We start from the raw sequence: 18,784 nt of genomic DNA, 5'->3' as shown, positions 1-18,784 counted from the left end.
TATTGGTGGTGCATGCCCGGGCCGTCAAACGCTCTGTTCCCAAGGGAACATCTTGCGTTTTGCCCATGTCATCAGGCGGTGCGTGATCAGCGCCAGCGCAATGATGGTGATGATGCCCGCGAACACCTGGTCCATCGCCGAGAAGCGGCGCGCGTTCTGGATCAACTGGCCCAGGCCCTCCTTGGCGTTCACGTACTCGGCCACGGTGATGTAGGTCCACATCACCGAGATGGCGATGATGATGCCGTCCACGATGCGCGGCATGGCCATCGGTATCACCGCGCGGCGAATGCACTCCCACGGCGTGGCGCCCAGGTCGCGCGCGCTGATCCAGTACGACTGCGGCACCGAGCGGATCGCGTCGCGCACCAGCGGTATCAGGTAGACCACCGCGCCCGAGAACAGGAAGACGATCTTCATCTCCTCGCCAATGCCGAACCACATCACCATGATGGGCAGCAGCGCCACGATGGGCGCCGAGCGGAACGGGTCGATCAGCGGCGACAGCGTGGCGTTGATGCGCGGCGATGCCCCCATCAAAATGCCGATGGGCAGGCCGATCAGGATGACCAGAATGCCCGCCACCACCAGCCGCCCGCCCGACCACAGCACCGAGGTCAGCAGCAGGCTCTCCTGGCGCACGGGGTCCCACGCCAGGCGCGAGAAGGCCATGGCCACCTCCCACGGTGCAGGCAGCCGGTTCGAGTTGACCAGGCCCGATGCGCTCACCAGCGCCCAGGTCGCCAGCACCACCACCACGGCGCCCACGCCCAGCATGCGCTGGGTCTGGGGCGAGATCGGATGGCTGGGGTTCCAGAATTGGGCCATCGCCGGCCCCTCAGCGTGCCAGCACGGCGATGCGGGTGGCGCGGTTCATCTGGCGGCAGGTGTCCAGGTCCACCTCCAGCGCGCCGGGGTTGGCTTCGTTGCAGATCGGGTTGTTCGAGCCATTGCCCACCACCTTGAAGCGCGCGGCCGGAATCTCCCACTGCGTCACCACGTACTTGGTCACCGCGTCGGCCCGCGCCTTCGACAGGCGCTGGTTGGCCTGCGCACTGCCGGTCGAATCGGTGTTGCCCGAAATCTCGAAGTACGCCGAGCCATTGCTGTTGATGAAGGGCACCACCTGGGTGTCGATCACCTCCTGCGCCTTCTTGGTCAGCTCGGCCTGGCCCACGGGGAAGTTCACGCTCACCGGCTTGGTCAGCGCGGCGGGGCGGGTTTCGGCCTTTTGCATGCCGGCCGTGTCGAAGGTGAACTCGGGCTTGGCGGCGGCGGCGCGCGCAGCCTGGTTGTCCTTGAGCAGGGCGTTGATGAAGCGGTAGTCGAACGAGTTCTGCGGCGAGACCACGGGCGAATTCGGGTTGGCCAGCGAGCCGGCGGCGCGGTAGATCGCGTCGAACTCGCGGTACACGCGCTCATAGTGGTTGGTGTCGCCCGCCAGGCCCAGAATGCGGGCGTTGTCGTCCAGGCCCGTCCACACCAGGTTCGAGAACAGGCTGGTGATGAAGGGCATGCCCTCCTTCTTGGCCAACTGGTCGAAGAAAGGCTCGGTGCGCACCAGCGCCTCGGCAGCGCCTGCGGGGTTGGCGCGGGCGGCGATCACGCCGTCCATCCAGCCCTTGACGAAACCCTGGAAGGCCTGCTGGTTGGCAGGGTCCTGCAGCATCTTCTGGTTGCAGACCATCACGTCGTAGATCAGGTTGGTGGCCACCTTGGTGGAGTACACCACGCGCGCACCGGGCGTGGCCTTGACGGCCAGCGACAGGTCCGGGTCCCACAGCACGGCGGCGTCCACGCTGCCGGCGGCAAACGCGGCGCGCACGCCGGGCGTGCCCTCGTCGGCGTTGATGTAGACCACGCGGTCGAGCACGTTGGCCTTTTGCTTGGCGCTCAGGCTGGAGTTGTTGATGGCGTTGATGAACAGGCCGTGCGAAGGCGTGTACTTGAGCAGCGCCACCTTCTTGCCCACCAGGTCCTCGATGCGCTTGATGTCCGGGTCACGCGCGATCACGGCGTCGGCGCCCTGCGTGTTGTCCACGATCATGATGGCGCGGCCATCGTGCTTGGTGTTGATCAGGTTGGGCTGCTCCTGCGCCCAGAAGTCCGAGGTGCGCCAGGCGCACTGCGCCGTATTGCTCTCGAAGATGGTGGTCAGCGTCGGGATGTCGTCCTGGATGATGAACTCCACGTTCACCCCGGCCTTCTGGAAGATCGAGCCCGGCTGCGTCTTCAGGCTGTTGCCGTTGGCCACCAGGGCCGGCGCATAGCCGTGAAAGCTCACGATGCTGACCTTGAGCGGGTTGCCGGCCGAGCCCAGGGCGCCGCCCTTGGGCGCCGCCGCAGCGGGTGCGCTGGGCGCCGTGTTGCCGGCCACCACTGCGGGCGCCGCGCTGCCGTCCTGCGGGCTGCTGCCGCTGGCCGGGGCCGACGCCTCGGTCTTGCCCAGCTTGTCCTGCACCCACATCTTGCCGCCCATGTTCCACAGGACGGATCCCGCAGCCCCCACGACGATGACCGCGATCAGCGCCTTCCCCATGCCAGTCAATTGCATTGCTTACTCCTCTTTATTTTTGAACCTGTGATTGGCCCGAGAACGTGATGACGATCTGGCCCAGCCGGTTCATTTCTGCATCCAGCCGGGCGGATTCCCTCTCCCCGGCCTCCTGATTTGTCCTGGCCGCCGCACGCACATCGGCCGTCTGCTGCGCGGCGCGCGCCACGCCCCGGTCCAGCAGCGCCGTCAGCTCGGCGATCTGCTTGCGCACCTGGGCGCTCTTGTCCTGTTCTTCGGCCTGGATGGCCGCGATCTCGCGGTCCGCATTTTGCAGTGCAGAAGCCACCTGCTGCGCAATCTTTTGCTTGGCGATGGCCAGCGCCTTGACCTTGCGTTGCGCGTCCAGCACGGAATCGTCCACCGTCCAGGTCTCGTCGGCGTCGTCCATGGCCTTGATGGCCTGCTTGCGCACCTCCATCGGCATGCTCTCCAGGCCCCCCATCAGCTTGAGCAGCTTTTCGGCGCTGTAGGCCACCACGGGCACGTTGGCCTCGCGGTACAGGTCGGCAAAATCCTTTTGCTCGGCCACCACGCTCTGCTCGGGCGCCAGCACCGGCGCGGGCGCCGCTGGCGCAGGCGCGGGTTCGGGCTCCGCCTCGGGCTCGGGGTAGGCCTCGGCGGGCGCGTCCAGGTGGGTATCTTCCTCCGGGTCGAGCGTCACAAGACCGGTGGCCGCCAACATTTTGCTGAATTTTGTGCGCATTGGATTCCTTGCAAAGGATCAATGTAACGTACCAAGGGGTACGCTATGTTGCACGGGCGCAAGTTGTCAACCTCTGTTGCGCCTTCCCCGGCACTTTTCCACAGAGGCGCGGGCTTTTGGGCGTGTGGCCCGCTTTTCCATCGGCGTTGCATGGACTTTTGGGCGAGGCCTGAAAAAACAAAGCCCCGCGGGCCGCACAGGGCGGGCCGCCGGGGCTGTTGGGTGACTGGGGGTCAGTGCGCTTCTGCCTGGCGCGCTGCGTTCACGGCAGCGCTGGTGTCCTTGCTGGCACCGTTGAAGAACACATTCAGCGCCACCGCCGTGATCGAGGCCAGCAAAATGCCCGATTCGATCAGCGGGTGGATGGCATGCGGCATCCACTGGCGGAAGTTGGGTGCGATCAGCGGGATCATGCCCACGCCGATGGACACCGCCACGATCATGCCGTTGAAGCGGTTGTTGCGGAAATCCACCCCGCCCAGGATGCGGATGCCCGTGGCCGCAACCATGCCGAACATCACCAGCCCCGCGCCGCCCAGCACCATGGTGGGCAGCGATTCCACCAGCGCCGCCATCTTGGGCAGCACGCCCAGCACGATCAAGATCACGCCGCCAGCCACGCAGACAAAGCGGCTCTTCACGCCCGTCACCGCCACCAGGCCCACGTTCTGCGAGAAGCTGGTGTACGGAAAGGTGTTGAAAATGCCGCCCAGCAGCGTGCCCAGGCCATCGGTGCGCAGGCCGCGGGTCAGGTCGTCCTGCTCGATCTTGCGGTCCGTCATGTCCCCCAGCGCCAGGAACATGCCGGTCGACTCGATCATCACCACGATCATCACCAGCGTCATCGTCAAAATCAGGATGGGGTCGAACACCGGCAGCGCGATCTCGAAGGGCAGCACCAGGTCGAACCAGTCGGCCTTGCCCACCTTCTCGAACGACATCAGCCCCATGGCCGCCGCCACCACGCCACCGATCACAATGCCCAGCAGCACCGAGATATTGGCGACGAAGCCCTTGGCAAACTTGGCGATCAAGAGGATGGACACCAGCACCAGCGCCGAAATGCCCACGCCCGTCAGGTCCGCATAGCGCGGGTTGGGCACCGTGGGCACCACCGCAAAGCCCTTGGGCACCGGCGGCAGCGACGAGCCCGGCGCCCCGGCGGCCGACTGCGCCTCGGTCAGCCACTTGATGTGCTCGGGGTTCACCACATTGGGCGCCGTGGGGCCCACCGGGTTGCCAAAGATCCAGTTGATGCCCACCCGCATCAGGCTGATGCCGATGACCGCGATGATGGTGCCCGTCACCACCGGCGGAAAAAACCGCAGCATGCGGCTGACCATGGGCGCGATCAGGATCGATATCACCCCTGCCCCGATCACCGAGCCGAAGATCAGCCCCGCGCCCGCCGTGCCGCCCGTGCTCTGCGCCATGGACACCATGGGCGCCACAGAGGCAAAGGTCACCCCCATCATCACCGGCAGCTGGATGCCGAACCAGCGCGTGGCGCCCAGCGCCTGGATCAGCGTGACCAGCCCGCAGACGAACAGGTCGGCCGAGATCAGCTTGGCCACCTGGTCGGGCGTGAGGTTGAGCGCCCGGCCCACGATCAGCGGCACCGCCACGGCCCCCGCATACATCACCAGCACATGCTGCAAGCCCAGCGCCCCCAGGCGCCCAATGGGCAGGTGTTCATCCACAGGGTGCACGGACGGTTGCATGGCAAAGCTCCTTCGGGGTGGGTCTGTCGGGTGTGGTTGGAAAGTTGGATGGTCTGCACACAGGTGGGTGTACAGCGATCCATACAAAAAGTGTATACACGTTATGGCGACAGTCTTATCCCGGTAAACCCTAGCCAGGGGCGTGGCTGAGCACACCACCTTGCTGGGCGCAAGGTGGTGGCAAGGAGAGGGGAGGAAGTGGGGGGAGGACTACCCCGGCGCTGCCAGGCGCGTGCCTGTCAGCGGCGTGAGCGAATCGCGCAACCGGTCGCGCACCAGCGGCTGGCCGGGGTTCAGCGCCGCCTCCACATGGCCGATGTGGGCCAGCAGCCGCTCGCGCGCCAGGGCGGTGTCGCCGGCTTCCAGCGCCTCGACGATGGATTCGTGCTCCGCGCACGATTGGCTGGCCTCGTGCCGCGACTGGTACAGCGATGCCGCCAGCGTGGTGCGCGCCGTCAGGTCGCGCAGTATGTCGCTCAGGCTGCGGTGGCCCATGCTCTCGGCCAGGCACACATGAAAATCGGCCAGCAAAAAGGCGCGCGTGGCCGCGTCCGCCCCCTCGATGGCCAGTTGCTCCTCGGCAATGTGGGCGCGCAGCCGGGGGGTGACCGACTGCAGCGGCCGCCCCGCATCGGCCAATATGCCCGACTCGATGATGCGCCGGGCCGAGAACGCGTCGCGTGCGTCCTCCACCGTGGGCTCCACCACATACCAGCCCTTGCGCGGGCGCACCTCCACAAAGCCGCGCGCCTGCAACTGCATCAGCGCCTCGCGCACCAGGGTGCGGCTCACGCCGAACAGGTCGGCCAGCTCCTGCTCGCCCAGGCGCTCGCCGGGGGCGAGTTTCTGGGCCAGGATGGATTCGACCACCTGTTGTGCGATCTGGGTCTGGCTGGTGGTTGGAGTGCTCATGCGGCCGATTGTGGCGCCACTTGGGCCGCTGCCATCTCAGGGGCGGGCTCAATGGGCGCCACGTCCTGCCCGTCCAGCACCGCATGCGCGCGCTCGCGGTCGATGTCGCCCTCCCACGCGGCCACGGCCACCGTGGCCACGCAGTTGCCGATCAGGTTGCCCAGGGCCCGGGCAATGCCCATGAACCAGTCCACCGACAGCACCAGCACCAGCCCGATGGCCGGAATGGCGGGGATGGCTTGCAGCGTGGCCGCCAGCACCACGATGGCCGAGCCCGGCACGCCGTGCGCGCCCTTGGACGTGACCAGCGATATCGCCAGAATCGTCAGCAGGTCCGCCATCGAGATCGGCGTGTTGGTCGCCTGCGCAATGAACACGGCGGCGAGGGTGATGTAGATCGAAAACGCGTCGAGGTTGAACGAATAGCCCGTGGGGATCACCAGCCCCACCGTCGAATCGCGAATGCCCATGTGCTTGAGCTTGGCCATGATCTGCGGCAGCACGCTGTCCGACGAGGTGGTGGCAAACACCACCGCCAGTTCCTCGCGCAGGTAGCGCAGCAGCTTGAACAGGCTGAAGCCCGACACCCGCATGATGGTGCCCAGCACCACCACCACGAAGATCGCCACCGCTGCATAGAACAGCACCACCAGCATGCCCAGCTGCTTGAGCGAGCCAATGCCGTACTTGCCCACCGTGAAGGCAATGGCACCCAGCACGCCCAGCGGCGCCAGCTTGATGATGATGCCCATGGTCTTGAACAGCACGTGCGACAGGTCCTCGATCAGCACCGTGACCCGCGCCCCGCGCTCACCCAGCATCGCCAGCGCGCAGCCGAACACGATGGAGAACAGCAGCACCTGCAGCACATCGCCATTGGCAAACGCGCTGACCGCCGTGTTCGGGATCAGCTTGAGCAAAAAGTCGGTGAATCCGCCCCCCGTCAGCTTGCCCGCGTTCTCCACATAGGCGCCCATGGCCTTGGGGTCGAGCGCCCTGGGGTCCACGTTCATTCCCACCCCAGGCTCGAAGATAAAGGCCAGCGCCAGCCCCAGCACCAGCGCCACGGTGGTCACCACCTCAAAGTAGATCAGCGACTTGATGCCCACCCGGCCCACGCGCTTGAGGTCCCCCGTGCCCGCGATGCCATGCACCACCACGCAGAACACAATCAGCGGGATCAGCATCTTGATGAGCTTGATGAAGCCATCGCCCAGAGGCTTGAGGGCAATGGCGGTGTCGGGCCACACCAGGCCCACCACCACGCCGGCTATGAGGGCCAGGATCACCTGGCCAAAGAGGGATTTAAAAAACCGCAGCATGCCCCGTCTCCTTCAGTTGTGTCTTGAAAGCAAATCTTGCATACAAGAACTGTAGGCAAGTTGGAGCGGGCGCGTATGAGGGTATGCCCGGGGTTCCACCTCGTGATGTGAGTGGCCCTTATGCGATTTCACCTAAGATGACGGGGGAATAAATTTGGGCAATGGAGATGAGAATGAATAAAGCGAAGATTGCATCTATTTATAAAAAGCTTATAAGTGAAAAGCGTAGGCGAAAAACGACTGGTCCAAAAGGAAGGACTTTAGCTTTGCAGGCTGCAAGTGATAGGGGGCGTCTACTTTTCTCGGCAAGTTTCCGTAGGTTGCAGTTAAAAACACAAGCGTTTCCTCAGGAGTCGAATGCCGCTGTCCGTACGAGGCTAACTCATTCGCTTGAAGTTGCCTCTGTCGGAACGTATATCGCCGAGGGGGTTGCTCAAAGACTTCTAGCAGATGGATTGTTAGGGCGGCTGAATGACCCCAAAAGCCATAATTCAGCAAATGCACTGATTACATTCGTAGAAGTTGCTTGTTTGATGCATGACTTGGGTAATCCGCCATTTGGACATTTTGGCGAGGAATCGATTCGTGAGTGGTTTTCATCTCGCCAATATCAATTTAAAAGTAGGTTGAATGATGATGAGCTTTTTGATCATCTATTCAAGGATTTCCTGTATTTTGATGGTAATCCTCAAGGGTTTAGAATGGCGACGCGCCTACAGTGGGTTGGGGACGAGTTTGGATATAATTTGACCTTGACCCAACTCGCGGCTACGCTAAAATATCCATGGACGCCAGATAAGGTTGGTGAGAAAAAAGATGGGTCGAGAATTAAAAAGGCAGGAGTTTTCTTCTCTGAAGCTGATATTCTTACTGAAGTGCAGAGAGGACTCTCGTTAAATCCGGAGGCTAGGCATCCACTGACCTACTTGATGGAGGCGGCGGATGATATTTCATATTGTTTGAGTGATATTGAGGATGCGTTAGAAAAGCGAATTATTAGAAATGATGATGTAATTAAAGCTCTCCGAGAAGCGCTTTCCAAAGTTGGCTCGCGTCAAGCAAAGGCAATGCTTGGTGCTATTCCCCAGGCTGGAAAAGTTGGCGATGACTCTGGATGGTTTGTAAGATTTAGGACTACCACAACAAATGAGCTGGTGAAGAGGGCCTGCGAGCTATATGGAACCCATCATGATGATATATTGCGAGGGGAGTATTTTCAGCTCTTTGAGCGTTCTAGAGCCGCAAATGCGCTATTGGAAGTTGTTCGGCAATTTTCAAATGATCACCTATACACGTGTTCTGTGGTCAGAGAAAGGGAATTGGTAGGTTTTCAAGTGGTCTCAGGAATTCTTGATAAGTTCAGTTTATTGCTTGATTTATCAACCTATGATGCTGTCGCATTACTTTGTCAAGATTCACCTGGCAAAGTGAACGGCGCCGCACTTGCATGCACCCTTAAAAGCTTGCTTCCCAAGAAGCACCTTAAAGTCTATCAGCATGAGGTCAAGCGATTAAAGACGCTGGACCTTTCTCGAGAGAAGCTAGACGTCCTTGAATGGGCTGCGAGAGCGCATCTGATTGTGGACTACCTTGCAGGGATGACCGACGAATTCTCGATTATAATGTATCGTCGCTTTTATGGTGGGGGGGCTCATCAGTTATGATTAAAGCCTATGCTTCGCATCCAGTTAACCTGGTTCCGCAGTGGGTAAATGCTCTTGGGGATGGTGAGTGGATTGCGTCATTTTCCTGTTATAAATACGTTCCTCAGACAATCGTCGATAAGAGGGAGCGTTTTAAAATTCCGATTGCTCGGATTACACCTCAGTGGCTTGAAGCAAAAATTGCCGAATTGCCAGCTGATAGTGAACTTGCTCTAGATTCTGTATTAAGGTTTGGTCGGCATGAAATGCATATTCCGATGGTGGATTTTGCTGCTGATCTGTGTAGGCGCAAGGAAGTCATTGCTTGGGTCGCTGAAAATTTGAATTTCGAACTGCAGCTTTTTTCTAGCGGGCGCTCATATCATGCATATGGTATTAAGCCAGTCTCACGAAAGAAGTGGGTGCATTTGATGGGGTTGTTGCTGCTCGCGAATATGCCGGATAAGCCCGCACTTATCGATACGAGATGGGTTGGGCATCGATTGCTTGCCGGATATTCTTCATTAAGATGGAGTCTCAATTCTTCACACTACTTGTCGATTCCTACTTCATTGCTGCCTGGCAAGAAAAGGGAATGAATTTTAAAAATTCATGCCATTTTTGATGGTTTGAAAATTCCAAGGACATGTGCGGGAGCTTCGATTGTCGATCATAGGCCGATATGCGATTCATATCGAAAGTGTGGCGATGTCTAATCGAGAGTCTGACCTATTTGAAACTGGGGTGCGCTTCTTGTGCAGCCTTGGCTGGCACACTCGTGGATTTCGAACGGGCCTTCGATTAGATCTGTAGAGATTATTGGCCATGCTCAGCAGCGCCGTGGTTTTCTGGCTACTGTTCGCAGGCCGTGCGGTCCGCTATGGGGGGCTTATTATGGCCTGCTGAGAGACGAAATGATGGTGCCTAACTGGGCTCTATTGCTCCTACCCGCGCTTTTTCCCGTCTCGCTGGCGCCCTGACGAAAATGGAGGCCGCATTTCCATTCGCAGCGGTGGCGGCGCAATCAAAAAGGCCGCGCCCTGTGAGGGTGCGACCTTTGCCACGTAATGGTCCATCAAACGGGCCAACCATCAATCAATACCCCAACGTCTTCCCATCCGGATTCCGCGGATCCGAGTACCCATACAGTGCACCGCCCCACAGCTGAATTGTCTGCGTACGCCCCATTGACGGCTTCACCGCGATGTTGTGCCCACGTTGCTTGAGCAATGCCAGGGTGGCGGGCGACAAGCCCTTTTCCACGCGCCAGTTCATCAGACGTCAACTGGTGGTGCACACGCGGTGCGGGAGCGGCCTCAGCGGGGTTCATGCCAAAGTCGATAGTGTTTCACTACCGTCATCAGCACGGTGGTGATGGTGCGCGCGCCACCGGGGCTGCCGTTGACCAGGGTGGGCGTCAACGACGACAAGGGGAGCTTCTTGGCGGCCACCTCTTGGCGTCGCGGTTCCTTGCGCTTATGACTCACCTCAAGCGTTGGGGCTGATTAACTCCCACATGAGAAAAATTAAAATAACCCAGAGGTTAAATGCGATCAAGCTCAGTACAGTTATTCATCGCTGTGAAATGACAAAACAGATTGGCATACCGGGACCCGCGCAAGGGGCGGGATCTCTCATGTTGCAGTCTAGTGCCTTCATAAAATAACATCTCACCCGGGCGCAGTAGTATGTCATAGTCTCGACAGTCATTATCTTCAATAGTGAGCGGCCAATCCTCTTCAACATCCTGATCAATATTTATCAAAACACCGATTGTGTGTGTGGCCGCTCTATCCCTGTGGCGCAATAATATGGCCCCTCTTCGATAAACACGAATTCCATATACGTATGTAGGTACTAAAGATGTTTGTGCCCAAGTTTCAACAAGCGGTTTCAGTGATGCCTTGATTTTTTCGCAAAGCGATTCATCAATCGGCACTATTTCACTTTTGCTTTGCAATTTTGATTCGCTGACAATGAGATGGTCGCTGCCAATCTCGGTAGTCGCTTTGTTGATGTTTGCGTGATAATTTGCTGCTATTTCGTGAAATAGTTCTTCTGGAGCTGCACATTTTTTTAAACCAAGGCGAGTATGGGCCTTTATGAAATATTTGGTTGATGTTTCTATTTTTGGTAGATTTTTTTTTAAGCGAAACCATTTCGTGACAATGAATTTCTCGCCATTAATTACGGGCAATCCTTGATGCAGTGAATGTGGATTTTGCGCGCTTTCTTTGTCTAAGTTGTTCCATATCAGAGCTTGCCCTTTGCGGGGCGAGAATTTCAGTCCAAGCGACGGGAAGAAAGTCTCCCCTCCCTCTTCGACATCGTTAAGATACACCATGAATGTGTACGTTCTCTGGCCAAGGCCTCGCGAGTGGATTAAAAGCTCCTCCTCGGAAAAGGAGTCGTGGTGAGCCTTGAACTGTTGGCCAATTCCGTAAAATTGACCTTGCATGAATTCACTATCCTCCGGGTCAAAGTCTAGGATTCTCGACATTCGCAAGTCGATCTGGACAGCAAGACTGGAGTCCAGTTCATCTATGTCGCAGCTTTTATTCGTCCGAAAATCCTTGTCCTGTTCATTAAGTGAAGTAAGCTCAGAATTACGAAGGTTTTTGCTTATTAAATCAATGAGGTGTTGGCACTCCGCACTGTTTAAAAAATCATCAAAGACATAAATCTCGGCTTTTGTCGATGCAATTCGCTGACTGTTGGGGATGTAAAGCTCAGCCATGAGCGCCTCCATATACCCCGCTCCTTGAAAGGGCGGGGTGGGTTTTTTAGCTTCTTGGTAGATCTGGATGCCTAAAGTTTATCCCTGCATCCGGTTTCTCCCTGCTATTGGAGGGGATTGAACTTTGTTTGGGTGTCGGCTTCGGCTTAGGCTTAGGAAGCGGCCCAGGAGGAGGAGTACTCATGATAAATCCTTTTTTACCAAGCGATTTCACTAGGCTGCTTGGTTATGCCTTTTTTTTGGTTGTGCAAGCTCAATAATTTTTAGGCCAAGGTAGTCGCCCCCTCAGAAAAATCTTGCCTGTTATTTCTTCCAGTTTTGCAACAATTTGATTTAATTTAGAGAAGGCTGTAATTGAGTTGCTGTCGATGAGAATTATTCTTGCCAAAACCTCGAGGGCGTCTATATTACGGCCACTTTCAAGTGAGTAATTTCGATAATAAAGCTCGCCGTCAAATTTAGACCACCAAGATTCGTCAAAGCCATCCGGCAATTTTGTCGATTCAGATGCAATAACCTTTCGGATTACAGCCGTACGTGTGGAGTTGGGCGGTTTATTGATTGATTTTCCAAGGTAGGCATTCAAGAGAAAATCTGAGAAATTTTCACCCGTAGCCATCTCATAGGCTACAGGCATAACGCCACCCATTCTTCGCGCATTCACCTCAATAAGAATGGGGCCGTTAGAGGTCCATGCCATTTCAATGTCGAAAACACCAATGTCAAGGTTCAATGCTACGCATACTGATGCAGCGTATCTCTCGCATTCCTCCGTGACTCTAGGGTTTTCGATAAATGGAATAACTGATCCAAAGCCTGAGCATGGCGCGTCATCGGAAACGCTGCCCAACGCGACCGAAACTGGTACCAAGCAACCAAGAGAAGCTGCTATAGAAACAGACATCACTGGTCCTTCGAGCCATTCCTCACATATAAAACCATTTTTTAATGACCAAGTGCTTTCGGAAAAAATATTATCGACCATATATTCTAACTCTTCAGCTACCCTGATTCTTTCATCACTAGACAGGATTTTGAAGCAAAGCCAACTTTGGTGCCCGCTGCATGGCTTTACGATGCAAGGGTAGCCGATACTTTCCGCAACCTCTAGGACTTCTTGAGGTTTCTCAAAAGTCTCCATTCTCGGCATTCGAAACCCCAACTCACCCATACGTCGGCGCATGGCAGCTTTGTTTCGGGCAAAGTTAACTCCAACACACGATGTAAATGGGATATTTAATTTTTCAGCGACTGCCGCTAAAACAGGAAGAATCGCATCATTGGATGTAAGCAATGCTGTGGAGTCAGATAGATGAATTTTCTGGATCGAATTTGAAAGATCCAGCAGGTGGGAGGTATTGGCTGTGATGTGACCATCCACACTCTCCCGTATCATCGGGTAGGCATGCGCATACCGCTCAGATTGGATCGCGATTGCTTGCATGCCGCGCTCTCGGGCTCTGCTGATTGTTTTAATCCAAGTAATATCTGGGTCAACAAAAATTGCATGTGGCATAAAGTCAGCCCTGCGCTGGATTTCGTACAAAGAGCATGCTCCCAACTGAAGAGTCGGGTGGAGCGCACATGTCAAGCAATTGCCATCCCCACTTCGCAAAATCCGTCGATGGCACTAACTCTCTCCACATTGCATGAAGCCCGAGCGGCATTCTCGGTGCGAAAAAAGCGTCAGGAGCCGTTTCCGCTACTCGCGCGGAGATTTGCGCCTTTTTTTGCACCAATGTGGCAACTACGATCATCGAGGCACCCGTGTAGTCAAACTGACAGCCATCTTCATTAAATACTTCGAGGTGCGAAAATCCAGTCTTTTTCAGAATTTTCCTACACAGTTCAGCAGATTCTGCATGGCAATCCACTGAAATAACTTTGCAGCCAAGCTGTTTGTGTAGAAAAACCTGAGTCTGTGGTAGCGCACCACCGCCAACAATTACAACAGCCCCGGACATAATCTTTGATAGATTATTGCTTGCTTTCCAATTTTCAAGCTGCATGTGGAGAAGACGAGAAAATCCTTTATTAACCCATGATCCTTCAAATGGATCCTCTTGATTGTCACTAGCCAAAAATCGCTGAGCAAGAGCAATCTCAGTCTTTTGATGCATCTCTGCATTCAAGGCAATCAGGGAATCTCTTAAACTTATTGCATCGGCACAGCCAAGAATTGCGTCAGTATCCTCAATTGATGCTGCATCAAGACACAAAAGAATCCGATCATGCACATTTCTAACACGCTCATTGACCATGCTCAAAGCTGAAAAATGCGACGCTTCCTGCAAAAGGGTCTCCAATTCGACAAGCGTAGATCTTGCAGTGTTAGACAAGGTACTATCATTCTTCATAGTTCTCCCTCTATTCGCTATGAAATTCGAATGGATGTGAGGAGACACCGCTCGGAATGCTGATCGGCGGGAAATCCTTTGACATCCTAGTCACTACACCGTATAAAATCAACGACTTACGGGTGGCAGCGTGAGATTTAAGCGGTTTTTCAACAAGATTGATAATTTGCGTAACAGTCTGCCGGTGTACAAGGGAAAAGTCTAGAAAAAACTTCCTCGCAGCCAGTCACTCGAATAGTTCTGATGCATCATCTATCGCACATTCCTAGCATGCCATCAAGATGGTCGCTCTACCTTGCAGACGATGAGTTAGTCGTGCTATGAGTTTCTTCAGAGGCTTTGAGAATCCTCGGCGGCAGGAACTGGCATTGCTGTGGTCGTGGTGACGGCAACAAAAAAAGCCACACCCTGTGAAGGGCGCGGCCTTTTTGCTTGGGTGCTGGCCCGCTAGGCAGGCTACCCATCAACCATCAATACCCCAACGTCTTCCCATCCGGATTGCGCGGATCCGAGTACCCATACAGCGCGCCACCGCGCAGCTGAATCGTCTGCGTGCGCCCCATCAAAGGCTTCACCGCGATGTTGTGGCCGCGCTGCTTGAGCAGTGCCAGGGTGTCGGGCGACAGGCCCTTTTCCACGTGTAGTTCGTCCGGCGTCCACTGGTGGTGCACACGTGGTGCGGCGGTGGCTTCGGCGGGGCAGGTTCACGTCCTGTCCGGACCACAAGGGGGACGAGTCAAACGAGCCATGAGTCAGCCGCGCAGGAAGTCGTCTCTGGCACCTTTTATTGAAACACGCACACGCCCGATGACTGGCTTTTGGCCTGGTACATTGCGGTGTCTGCGGCGCGCAGGTATTCGTCCACCGTCGCCAGCCTGGATGCACTGCTGACAAGTCCAATACTCGCGCCACTGATCACGGTGTGTTCGCCGACCACATAAGGCGCTGCGAGGGCGGCGGCGATCTGTTGAGCGCGGTTGCTGGCTTCAGCGGGATCAATGGACTCCAACAGCACATTGAATTCGTCGCCACCCATGCGGGCGACCAGATCAACCGCCCGCACGCAGGATTCGAGCCGCCGCGCCACCTGCTGCAACAGCCGGTCGCCCACATGATGCCCGTAGTTGTCATTGACGGCTTTGAACCCGTTGAGATCCAGCAGCAGCACGGCGAACATGGTGGTTCCATCGCGTGTTGGCACGCCATCACCATTCGCAGCCTCGTTCTGGTGCAGCGCCATGAGATTCGCGAGGCGATCGCGGAACAACGGCCGGCCGGGCAAGCTGGTCAGCGCATCGTAGGAACTGCCACGGTCCGCCAGATCGCTCAACGAGCCCGCCATGCGCACCGCAACGCCGTCTTCAAACTCGGCGAGCCCGCGCCAATTGACCCACACCAGCCGTCCAGCCGCGTGGAACGCGCGGAAATCCACCGAAAAGTTCGGGCTGTTCCCCGACAGATGCCTGTGGTAGGCCGCCTGCACGCGCACGCGATCTTCGGGATCGATGAGTTGCTCCAGAAAGCTCCAGCCACCGTCGTGTACAAGATCGCCGCTACCCAGCCCGACGATCTGGTGAAAGCGCCCGGACACATGCAGGGCGTCAGTTCGCAAGTCCCAGAACCAGATGCCGTCATTGGATCCAAGGGTCGCCAGCGAATAGCGGTTTTCGGAGCGCAGCAACTCAAGTTCGGTGTTCTTCTGCTGGGTGACGTCGATCATCAGGCCGATCATGCGGTTCGGCCGCCCCGGCTCGACCACTGCGCGGCACAGATCGCGCACCCACACGACCTTGCCCGACTTGGCAATCAGTCGGTAGTTCATCTCGTAGGCATGGCTGTGCGTGGCGTTGTAGGCGGCATCGTCGATCACCAAGGCCGCCTCCAGGTCGTCGGGATGCACATGCGCTCGCCAAAAGCCCGGGTCAGACCGCCACTCCTCCACGGAGAAACCGAACAACCGTTCGACCTGCGGGCTGAGGAAGGTATTGCCCACGCCGATTTCAGCCTCCCAAACTACGCCATCAATGGTTTCCAGCAAGCGCAAAAAGCGCTGGCGGACCTCCACCAGCACCTGCTCGGTGACCTCGGTAATCTCGATCAGGACACCCTGGCGGCTGATCACCCGCTCCGCTGCATCCGTCTCCGGGTGGAGTTTCAGTCGCACCCAGCGATAGCTCGCGTCGGCAAATCGCAACCGGAACACCGGCATGCCCGAGCGCATGGTGCCAATGTCGCCGGGATGCACAAATTCAAGCAGAGACCTGCCGAGCGCTGCCTCCACCGAATGGCCGGTGAGCGTTGTCCACGCCGGATTCAGGTAAGTGATCTCCCACAGCGCATCGGTCTGCACCACCGCCTCGGGTAGCAGTTGCAACAGTTTTGCGGACGGCGTGAGAGTGGTAGGCATGCGGGGCTGTCGCAAAAAGGGAGTCAGGTGAAACCAACGGATAGGATAATCAACCACACCAGATCAAGTATGGCAGGGGTTTTGGGCAGGCTCGTGCCATAAACCACTGACGAGTCGTTAGGGCCTGTTCGCACTAATTTCGGGGATAGCGAAATTCGTGTGAACAGGCTTTGAATTACTGAGAAGCGGTCGGTTGCGCGGTACCAGTTGGGTCGCGAAATGATATGGCAGCAGTACCTTCTCCAGCGCCAGTCGGGCCGGGGTAAGTCCAAGCGCCTTGCAGTCGCTTGCTCTCCGGCTTTTTGCCGATGCTGGCCATCACCATGGGCTTCTGCCTGGTTTTTTGCGTTCTGCGCCGTCCGCTACGGTGATGATTTTTGGCACGGCCTGATGAGGCGATAAAGCCGGCACAGGCGCTACAAAGACAAAGGCCGCGTCCCTGACAGGGCGCGGCCTTTGTTCGTTGGTGCCTTGTTGGCTGAGCTATGGATCAACCATGACGGGCCTGCGGCGCGGGCCCGTCAGACCATGCATCAATACCCCAACGTCTTCCCATCCGGATTGCGCGGGTCCGAGTACCCGTACAGCGCACCACCCCGCAGCTGAATCGTCTGCGTACGCCCCATCGACGGCTTCACCGCGATGTTGTGGCCGCGCTGCTTGAGCAGTGCCAGGGTGTCGGGCGACAAGCCCTTTTCCACGCGCAGTTCGTCCGGCGTCCACTGGTGGTGCACACGCGGTGCGGCGGCGGCTTCGGCGGGGTTCATGCCGAAGTCAATGGTGTTGACCACCGTCTGCAGCACCGTGGTGATGATGCGCGCGCCGCCGGGGCTGCCGGTCACCAGGGTGGGCTTGCCGTCCTTGAGCACCAGGGTGGGGGTCATGGAAGACAGGGGGCGCTTCTTGGCGGCCACCGCGTTGGCGTCGCCGCCGACCAGGCCGTAGGCGTTGGCCACGCCGGGCTTGGCCGAGAAGTCGTCCATCTCGTTGTTGAGCATGATGCCGGTGCCCTTGGCGACGATGCCGCTGCCGAAGTTGGTGTTCAGCGTGTAGGTCACGGCCACGGCGTTGCCGGCCTTGTCCACCACCGAGTAGTGGGTGGTCTGGTCGCTTTCGTACGGCTGGGGCTGGCCGGGCTTGATGCTCTTGCCGCTGCGTGCGGTGTTGGCGTCGATGCCCTTGGCCAGTGCGGCGGCGTAGCGCTTGGAGGTCAGGCCCTTGAGCGGGATCTTCACGAAGTCCGGGTCGCCCAGGTACTCGGCGCGGTCGGCATACGCCAGCTTCATGCTCTCGGCCATGTAGTGGATGGTCTGCGCGCTGTTGGGGCCCCACTGGGCCAGGGGCAGGGGCTCCAGCATGTTCAAGATCTGCACCAGGTGCGGACCGCCGGAGGAGGGTGGCGGCATGGTCACGATCTCATAGCCGCGGTAGGTGCCGCGCGTGGGCACGCGCTCGGCCACCTTGTACTCGCGCAGGTCCTGCAGCGTGAGGGCGCCGGCGTGCGGGGCCATTTCGGCGGCGATCTTCTGGGCGATCTCGCCTTCGTAGAACGCCTTGGCGCCCTGCTGGCCAATGAGGCGCATGGACTGGGCCAGGTCTTTCTGTACCAGCGCGTCGCCCACCTTCAGGGGCGCGCCGTTCTTCCAGAAGATGGCCTGGGTGGCGGGCCACTTGCCCATGTTCTTCTTTTCCTGGTCCAGGATCTTGGCCAGCGTTTCGCTCACGGGGAAGCCCCGGTCCGCCAGCTCGATGGCGGGGGCAATCACGCGCGACAGGGGCAGGGTGCCCCAGGTCTTGAGCGCATGCTCCATGCCGGCCACGGTGCCGGGCACGCCCACGGCGTAGTGGGTGTACAGCGACTTGCCGTCCACCACGTTGCCCTTGGCATCGAGGTACATGTCGCGCGTGGCCTTGTTGGGCGCCACTTCGCGGAAGTCCAGGGCCACGCTCTTGCCGGTCTTGGCGTCGTGCACCATCATGAAACCGCCGCCGCCCAGGTTGCCCGCATTGGGCAGGGCAACGGCCAGCGCAAAGCCGATGGCCACGGCCGCATCCACCGCGTTGCCGCCGGCCTTCAGGATATCGAGGCCGATCTGCGAGGCCAGCTCCTGCTCGGTGGCGACCATGCCGTTGCGCGCCACCACGGGGTGGAACACGTCCATGTCGAAGTCATAGGCGGCGCTGGCGGCCTGGGCCGCTGCGGTCTGCTGTACTGCGGCCACTGGCGGGGCCGAAGCCGTAACGGCCGGGGTGGTGCTGCCGCAGGCGGTCAGGCTGGCCAGGGCCAGTGCGACGCTGCTGGCCAGCAAGGTGTGGCGGATGCTCATTGGGTAGGTGCTCCTCTGTTATCGGTCTTTTGGGTGTGTCCGTCCGGGTGTCGGAATGACAAACGGGCGCATCCCTGGTGGAATGCGCCCGCAGCAAG

The 18,784-nt window shown here is 58.2% G+C and carries 13 protein-coding genes and 2 pseudogenes; 2 read left to right on the top strand and 13 right to left on the bottom strand.

All coding sequences use genetic code 11. From position 1 onward, the window contains the following. Positions 1 to 24: 24 nt before the first annotated feature. From U5N23_RS23125 to U5N23_RS23100, 6 genes are all read right to left on the bottom strand, one after another. On the bottom strand, positions 25 to 828 hold the full coding sequence (locus tag U5N23_RS23125; RefSeq protein ID WP_322595067.1) for an ABC transporter permease: 804 nt from the start codon (positions 826 to 828) through the stop codon (positions 25 to 27). Positions 829 to 838: 10 nt separating this feature from the next. Then, a complete protein-coding gene (locus U5N23_RS23120; RefSeq protein ID WP_322595066.1) occupies positions 839 to 2,554 on the bottom strand; it encodes a phosphate ABC transporter substrate-binding/OmpA family protein in 1,716 nt (571 codons plus the stop codon). A gap of 13 nt (positions 2,555 to 2,567) precedes the next feature. Then, entirely contained in the window at positions 2,568 to 3,239 is a 672-nt protein-coding gene (locus tag U5N23_RS23115) for a hypothetical protein (protein WP_322595065.1), read from the bottom strand. A 254-nt stretch (positions 3,240 to 3,493) separates the two neighbouring features. After that, positions 3,494 to 4,981 (bottom strand): nucleobase:cation symporter-2 family protein, encoded by a 1,488-nt coding sequence (locus tag U5N23_RS23110; protein ID WP_322595064.1) that lies wholly within the window; start codon positions 4,979 to 4,981, stop codon positions 3,494 to 3,496. Between the two features lie 210 nt (positions 4,982 to 5,191). Beyond that, a complete protein-coding gene (locus U5N23_RS23105; RefSeq protein ID WP_322595063.1) occupies positions 5,192 to 5,893 on the bottom strand; it encodes a GntR family transcriptional regulator in 702 nt (233 codons plus the stop codon). Beyond that, the gene (locus U5N23_RS23100) at positions 5,890 to 7,215 is read right to left on the bottom strand and encodes a C4-dicarboxylate transporter DctA (protein ID WP_322595062.1); all 1,326 of its coding nucleotides are present in this window, start codon (positions 7,213 to 7,215) and stop codon (positions 5,890 to 5,892) included. The genes U5N23_RS23105 and U5N23_RS23100 overlap by 4 nt, the downstream gene beginning before the upstream one ends. A gap of 173 nt (positions 7,216 to 7,388) precedes the next feature. Here U5N23_RS23100 and dgt point away from each other — a divergent pair, with 173 nt between their 5' ends. Next, positions 7,389 to 8,879 (top strand): dGTPase, encoded by a 1,491-nt coding sequence (gene dgt, locus U5N23_RS23095; RefSeq protein ID WP_322595061.1) that lies wholly within the window; start codon positions 7,389 to 7,391, stop codon positions 8,877 to 8,879. Further along, positions 8,876 to 9,457 (top strand): hypothetical protein, encoded by a 582-nt coding sequence (locus U5N23_RS23090; RefSeq protein WP_322595060.1) that lies wholly within the window; start codon positions 8,876 to 8,878, stop codon positions 9,455 to 9,457. The genes dgt and U5N23_RS23090 overlap by 4 nt, the downstream gene beginning before the upstream one ends. Positions 9,458 to 9,953: 496 nt before the next feature. On the opposite strand, the pseudogene U5N23_RS23085 reads toward U5N23_RS23090, so the two are convergent. The 7 genes and pseudogenes from U5N23_RS23085 to ggt all read right to left on the bottom strand — a co-directional run. Then, positions 9,954 to 10,309, bottom strand: a pseudogene (locus tag U5N23_RS23085) (gamma-glutamyltransferase); the annotation flags it as partial. 92 nt (positions 10,310 to 10,401) lie between these two features. Next, entirely contained in the window at positions 10,402 to 11,595 is a 1,194-nt protein-coding gene (locus tag U5N23_RS23080; RefSeq protein WP_322595059.1) for a 2OG-Fe(II) oxygenase, read from the bottom strand. Between the two features lie 253 nt (positions 11,596 to 11,848). Further along, positions 11,849 to 13,141 carry an ATP-grasp domain-containing protein gene (locus U5N23_RS23075; RefSeq protein ID WP_322595058.1) on the bottom strand — a complete coding sequence of 431 codons (1,293 nt, stop codon included), beginning with the start codon at positions 13,139 to 13,141 and terminating at the stop codon, positions 11,849 to 11,851. Beyond that, entirely contained in the window at positions 13,116 to 13,952 is an 837-nt protein-coding gene (locus tag U5N23_RS23070; RefSeq protein WP_322595057.1) for a hypothetical protein, read from the bottom strand. Before U5N23_RS23070 ends, U5N23_RS23075 begins: the two co-directional genes overlap by 26 nt. Positions 13,953 to 14,422: 470 nt before the next feature. Next, positions 14,423 to 14,650 (bottom strand): annotated as a pseudogene (locus U5N23_RS23065) (gamma-glutamyltransferase); the annotation flags it as partial. A gap of 86 nt (positions 14,651 to 14,736) precedes the next feature. Further along, positions 14,737 to 16,359, bottom strand: coding sequence for a PAS domain-containing protein (locus U5N23_RS23060; protein WP_322595056.1), 1,623 nt, complete (start codon positions 16,357 to 16,359; stop codon positions 14,737 to 14,739). 533 nt (positions 16,360 to 16,892) lie between these two features. After that, positions 16,893 to 18,686: a gamma-glutamyltransferase gene (ggt, locus tag U5N23_RS23055; RefSeq protein WP_322595055.1), complete on the bottom strand. Its 1,794-nt coding sequence runs from the start codon at positions 18,684 to 18,686 to the stop codon at positions 16,893 to 16,895. Between the last annotated feature and the right edge of the window lie 98 nt (positions 18,687 to 18,784).

It is taken from the genome of Acidovorax sp., from assembly GCF_034519795.1.
In the GTDB taxonomy this organism is placed as follows: domain Bacteria; phylum Pseudomonadota; class Gammaproteobacteria; order Burkholderiales; family Burkholderiaceae_C; genus Acidovorax.
This window is presented reverse-complemented; position numbering and strand designations above follow the sequence as displayed.

Coding starts and splice junctions, on each gene's coding strand:
- U5N23_RS23125 (WP_322595067.1), bottom strand. CDS start 828: ATGGCCCAATTCTGGAACCCCAGCCATCCGATCTCGCCCCAGACCCAG.
- U5N23_RS23120 (WP_322595066.1), bottom strand. CDS start 2,554: ATGCAATTGACTGGCATGGGGAAGGCGCTGATCGCGGTCATCGTCGTG.
- U5N23_RS23115 (WP_322595065.1), bottom strand. CDS start 3,239: ATGTTGGCGGCCACCGGTCTTGTGACGCTCGACCCGGAGGAAGATACC.
- U5N23_RS23110 (WP_322595064.1), bottom strand. CDS start 4,981: ATGCAACCGTCCGTGCACCCTGTGGATGAACACCTGCCCATTGGGCGC.
- U5N23_RS23105 (WP_322595063.1), bottom strand. CDS start 5,893: ATGAGCACTCCAACCACCAGCCAGACCCAGATCGCACAACAGGTGGTC.
- U5N23_RS23100 (WP_322595062.1), bottom strand. CDS start 7,215: ATGCTGCGGTTTTTTAAATCCCTCTTTGGCCAGGTGATCCTGGCCCTC.
- dgt (WP_322595061.1), top strand. CDS start 7,389: ATGAATAAAGCGAAGATTGCATCTATTTATAAAAAGCTTATAAGTGAA.
- U5N23_RS23090 (WP_322595060.1), top strand. CDS start 8,876: ATGATTAAAGCCTATGCTTCGCATCCAGTTAACCTGGTTCCGCAGTGG.
- U5N23_RS23080 (WP_322595059.1), bottom strand. CDS start 11,595: ATGGCTGAGCTTTACATCCCCAACAGTCAGCGAATTGCATCGACAAAA.
- U5N23_RS23070 (WP_322595057.1), bottom strand. CDS start 13,952: ATGAAGAATGATAGTACCTTGTCTAACACTGCAAGATCTACGCTTGTC.
- U5N23_RS23060 (WP_322595056.1), bottom strand. CDS start 16,359: ATGCCTACCACTCTCACGCCGTCCGCAAAACTGTTGCAACTGCTACCC.
- ggt (WP_322595055.1), bottom strand. CDS start 18,686: ATGAGCATCCGCCACACCTTGCTGGCCAGCAGCGTCGCACTGGCCCTG.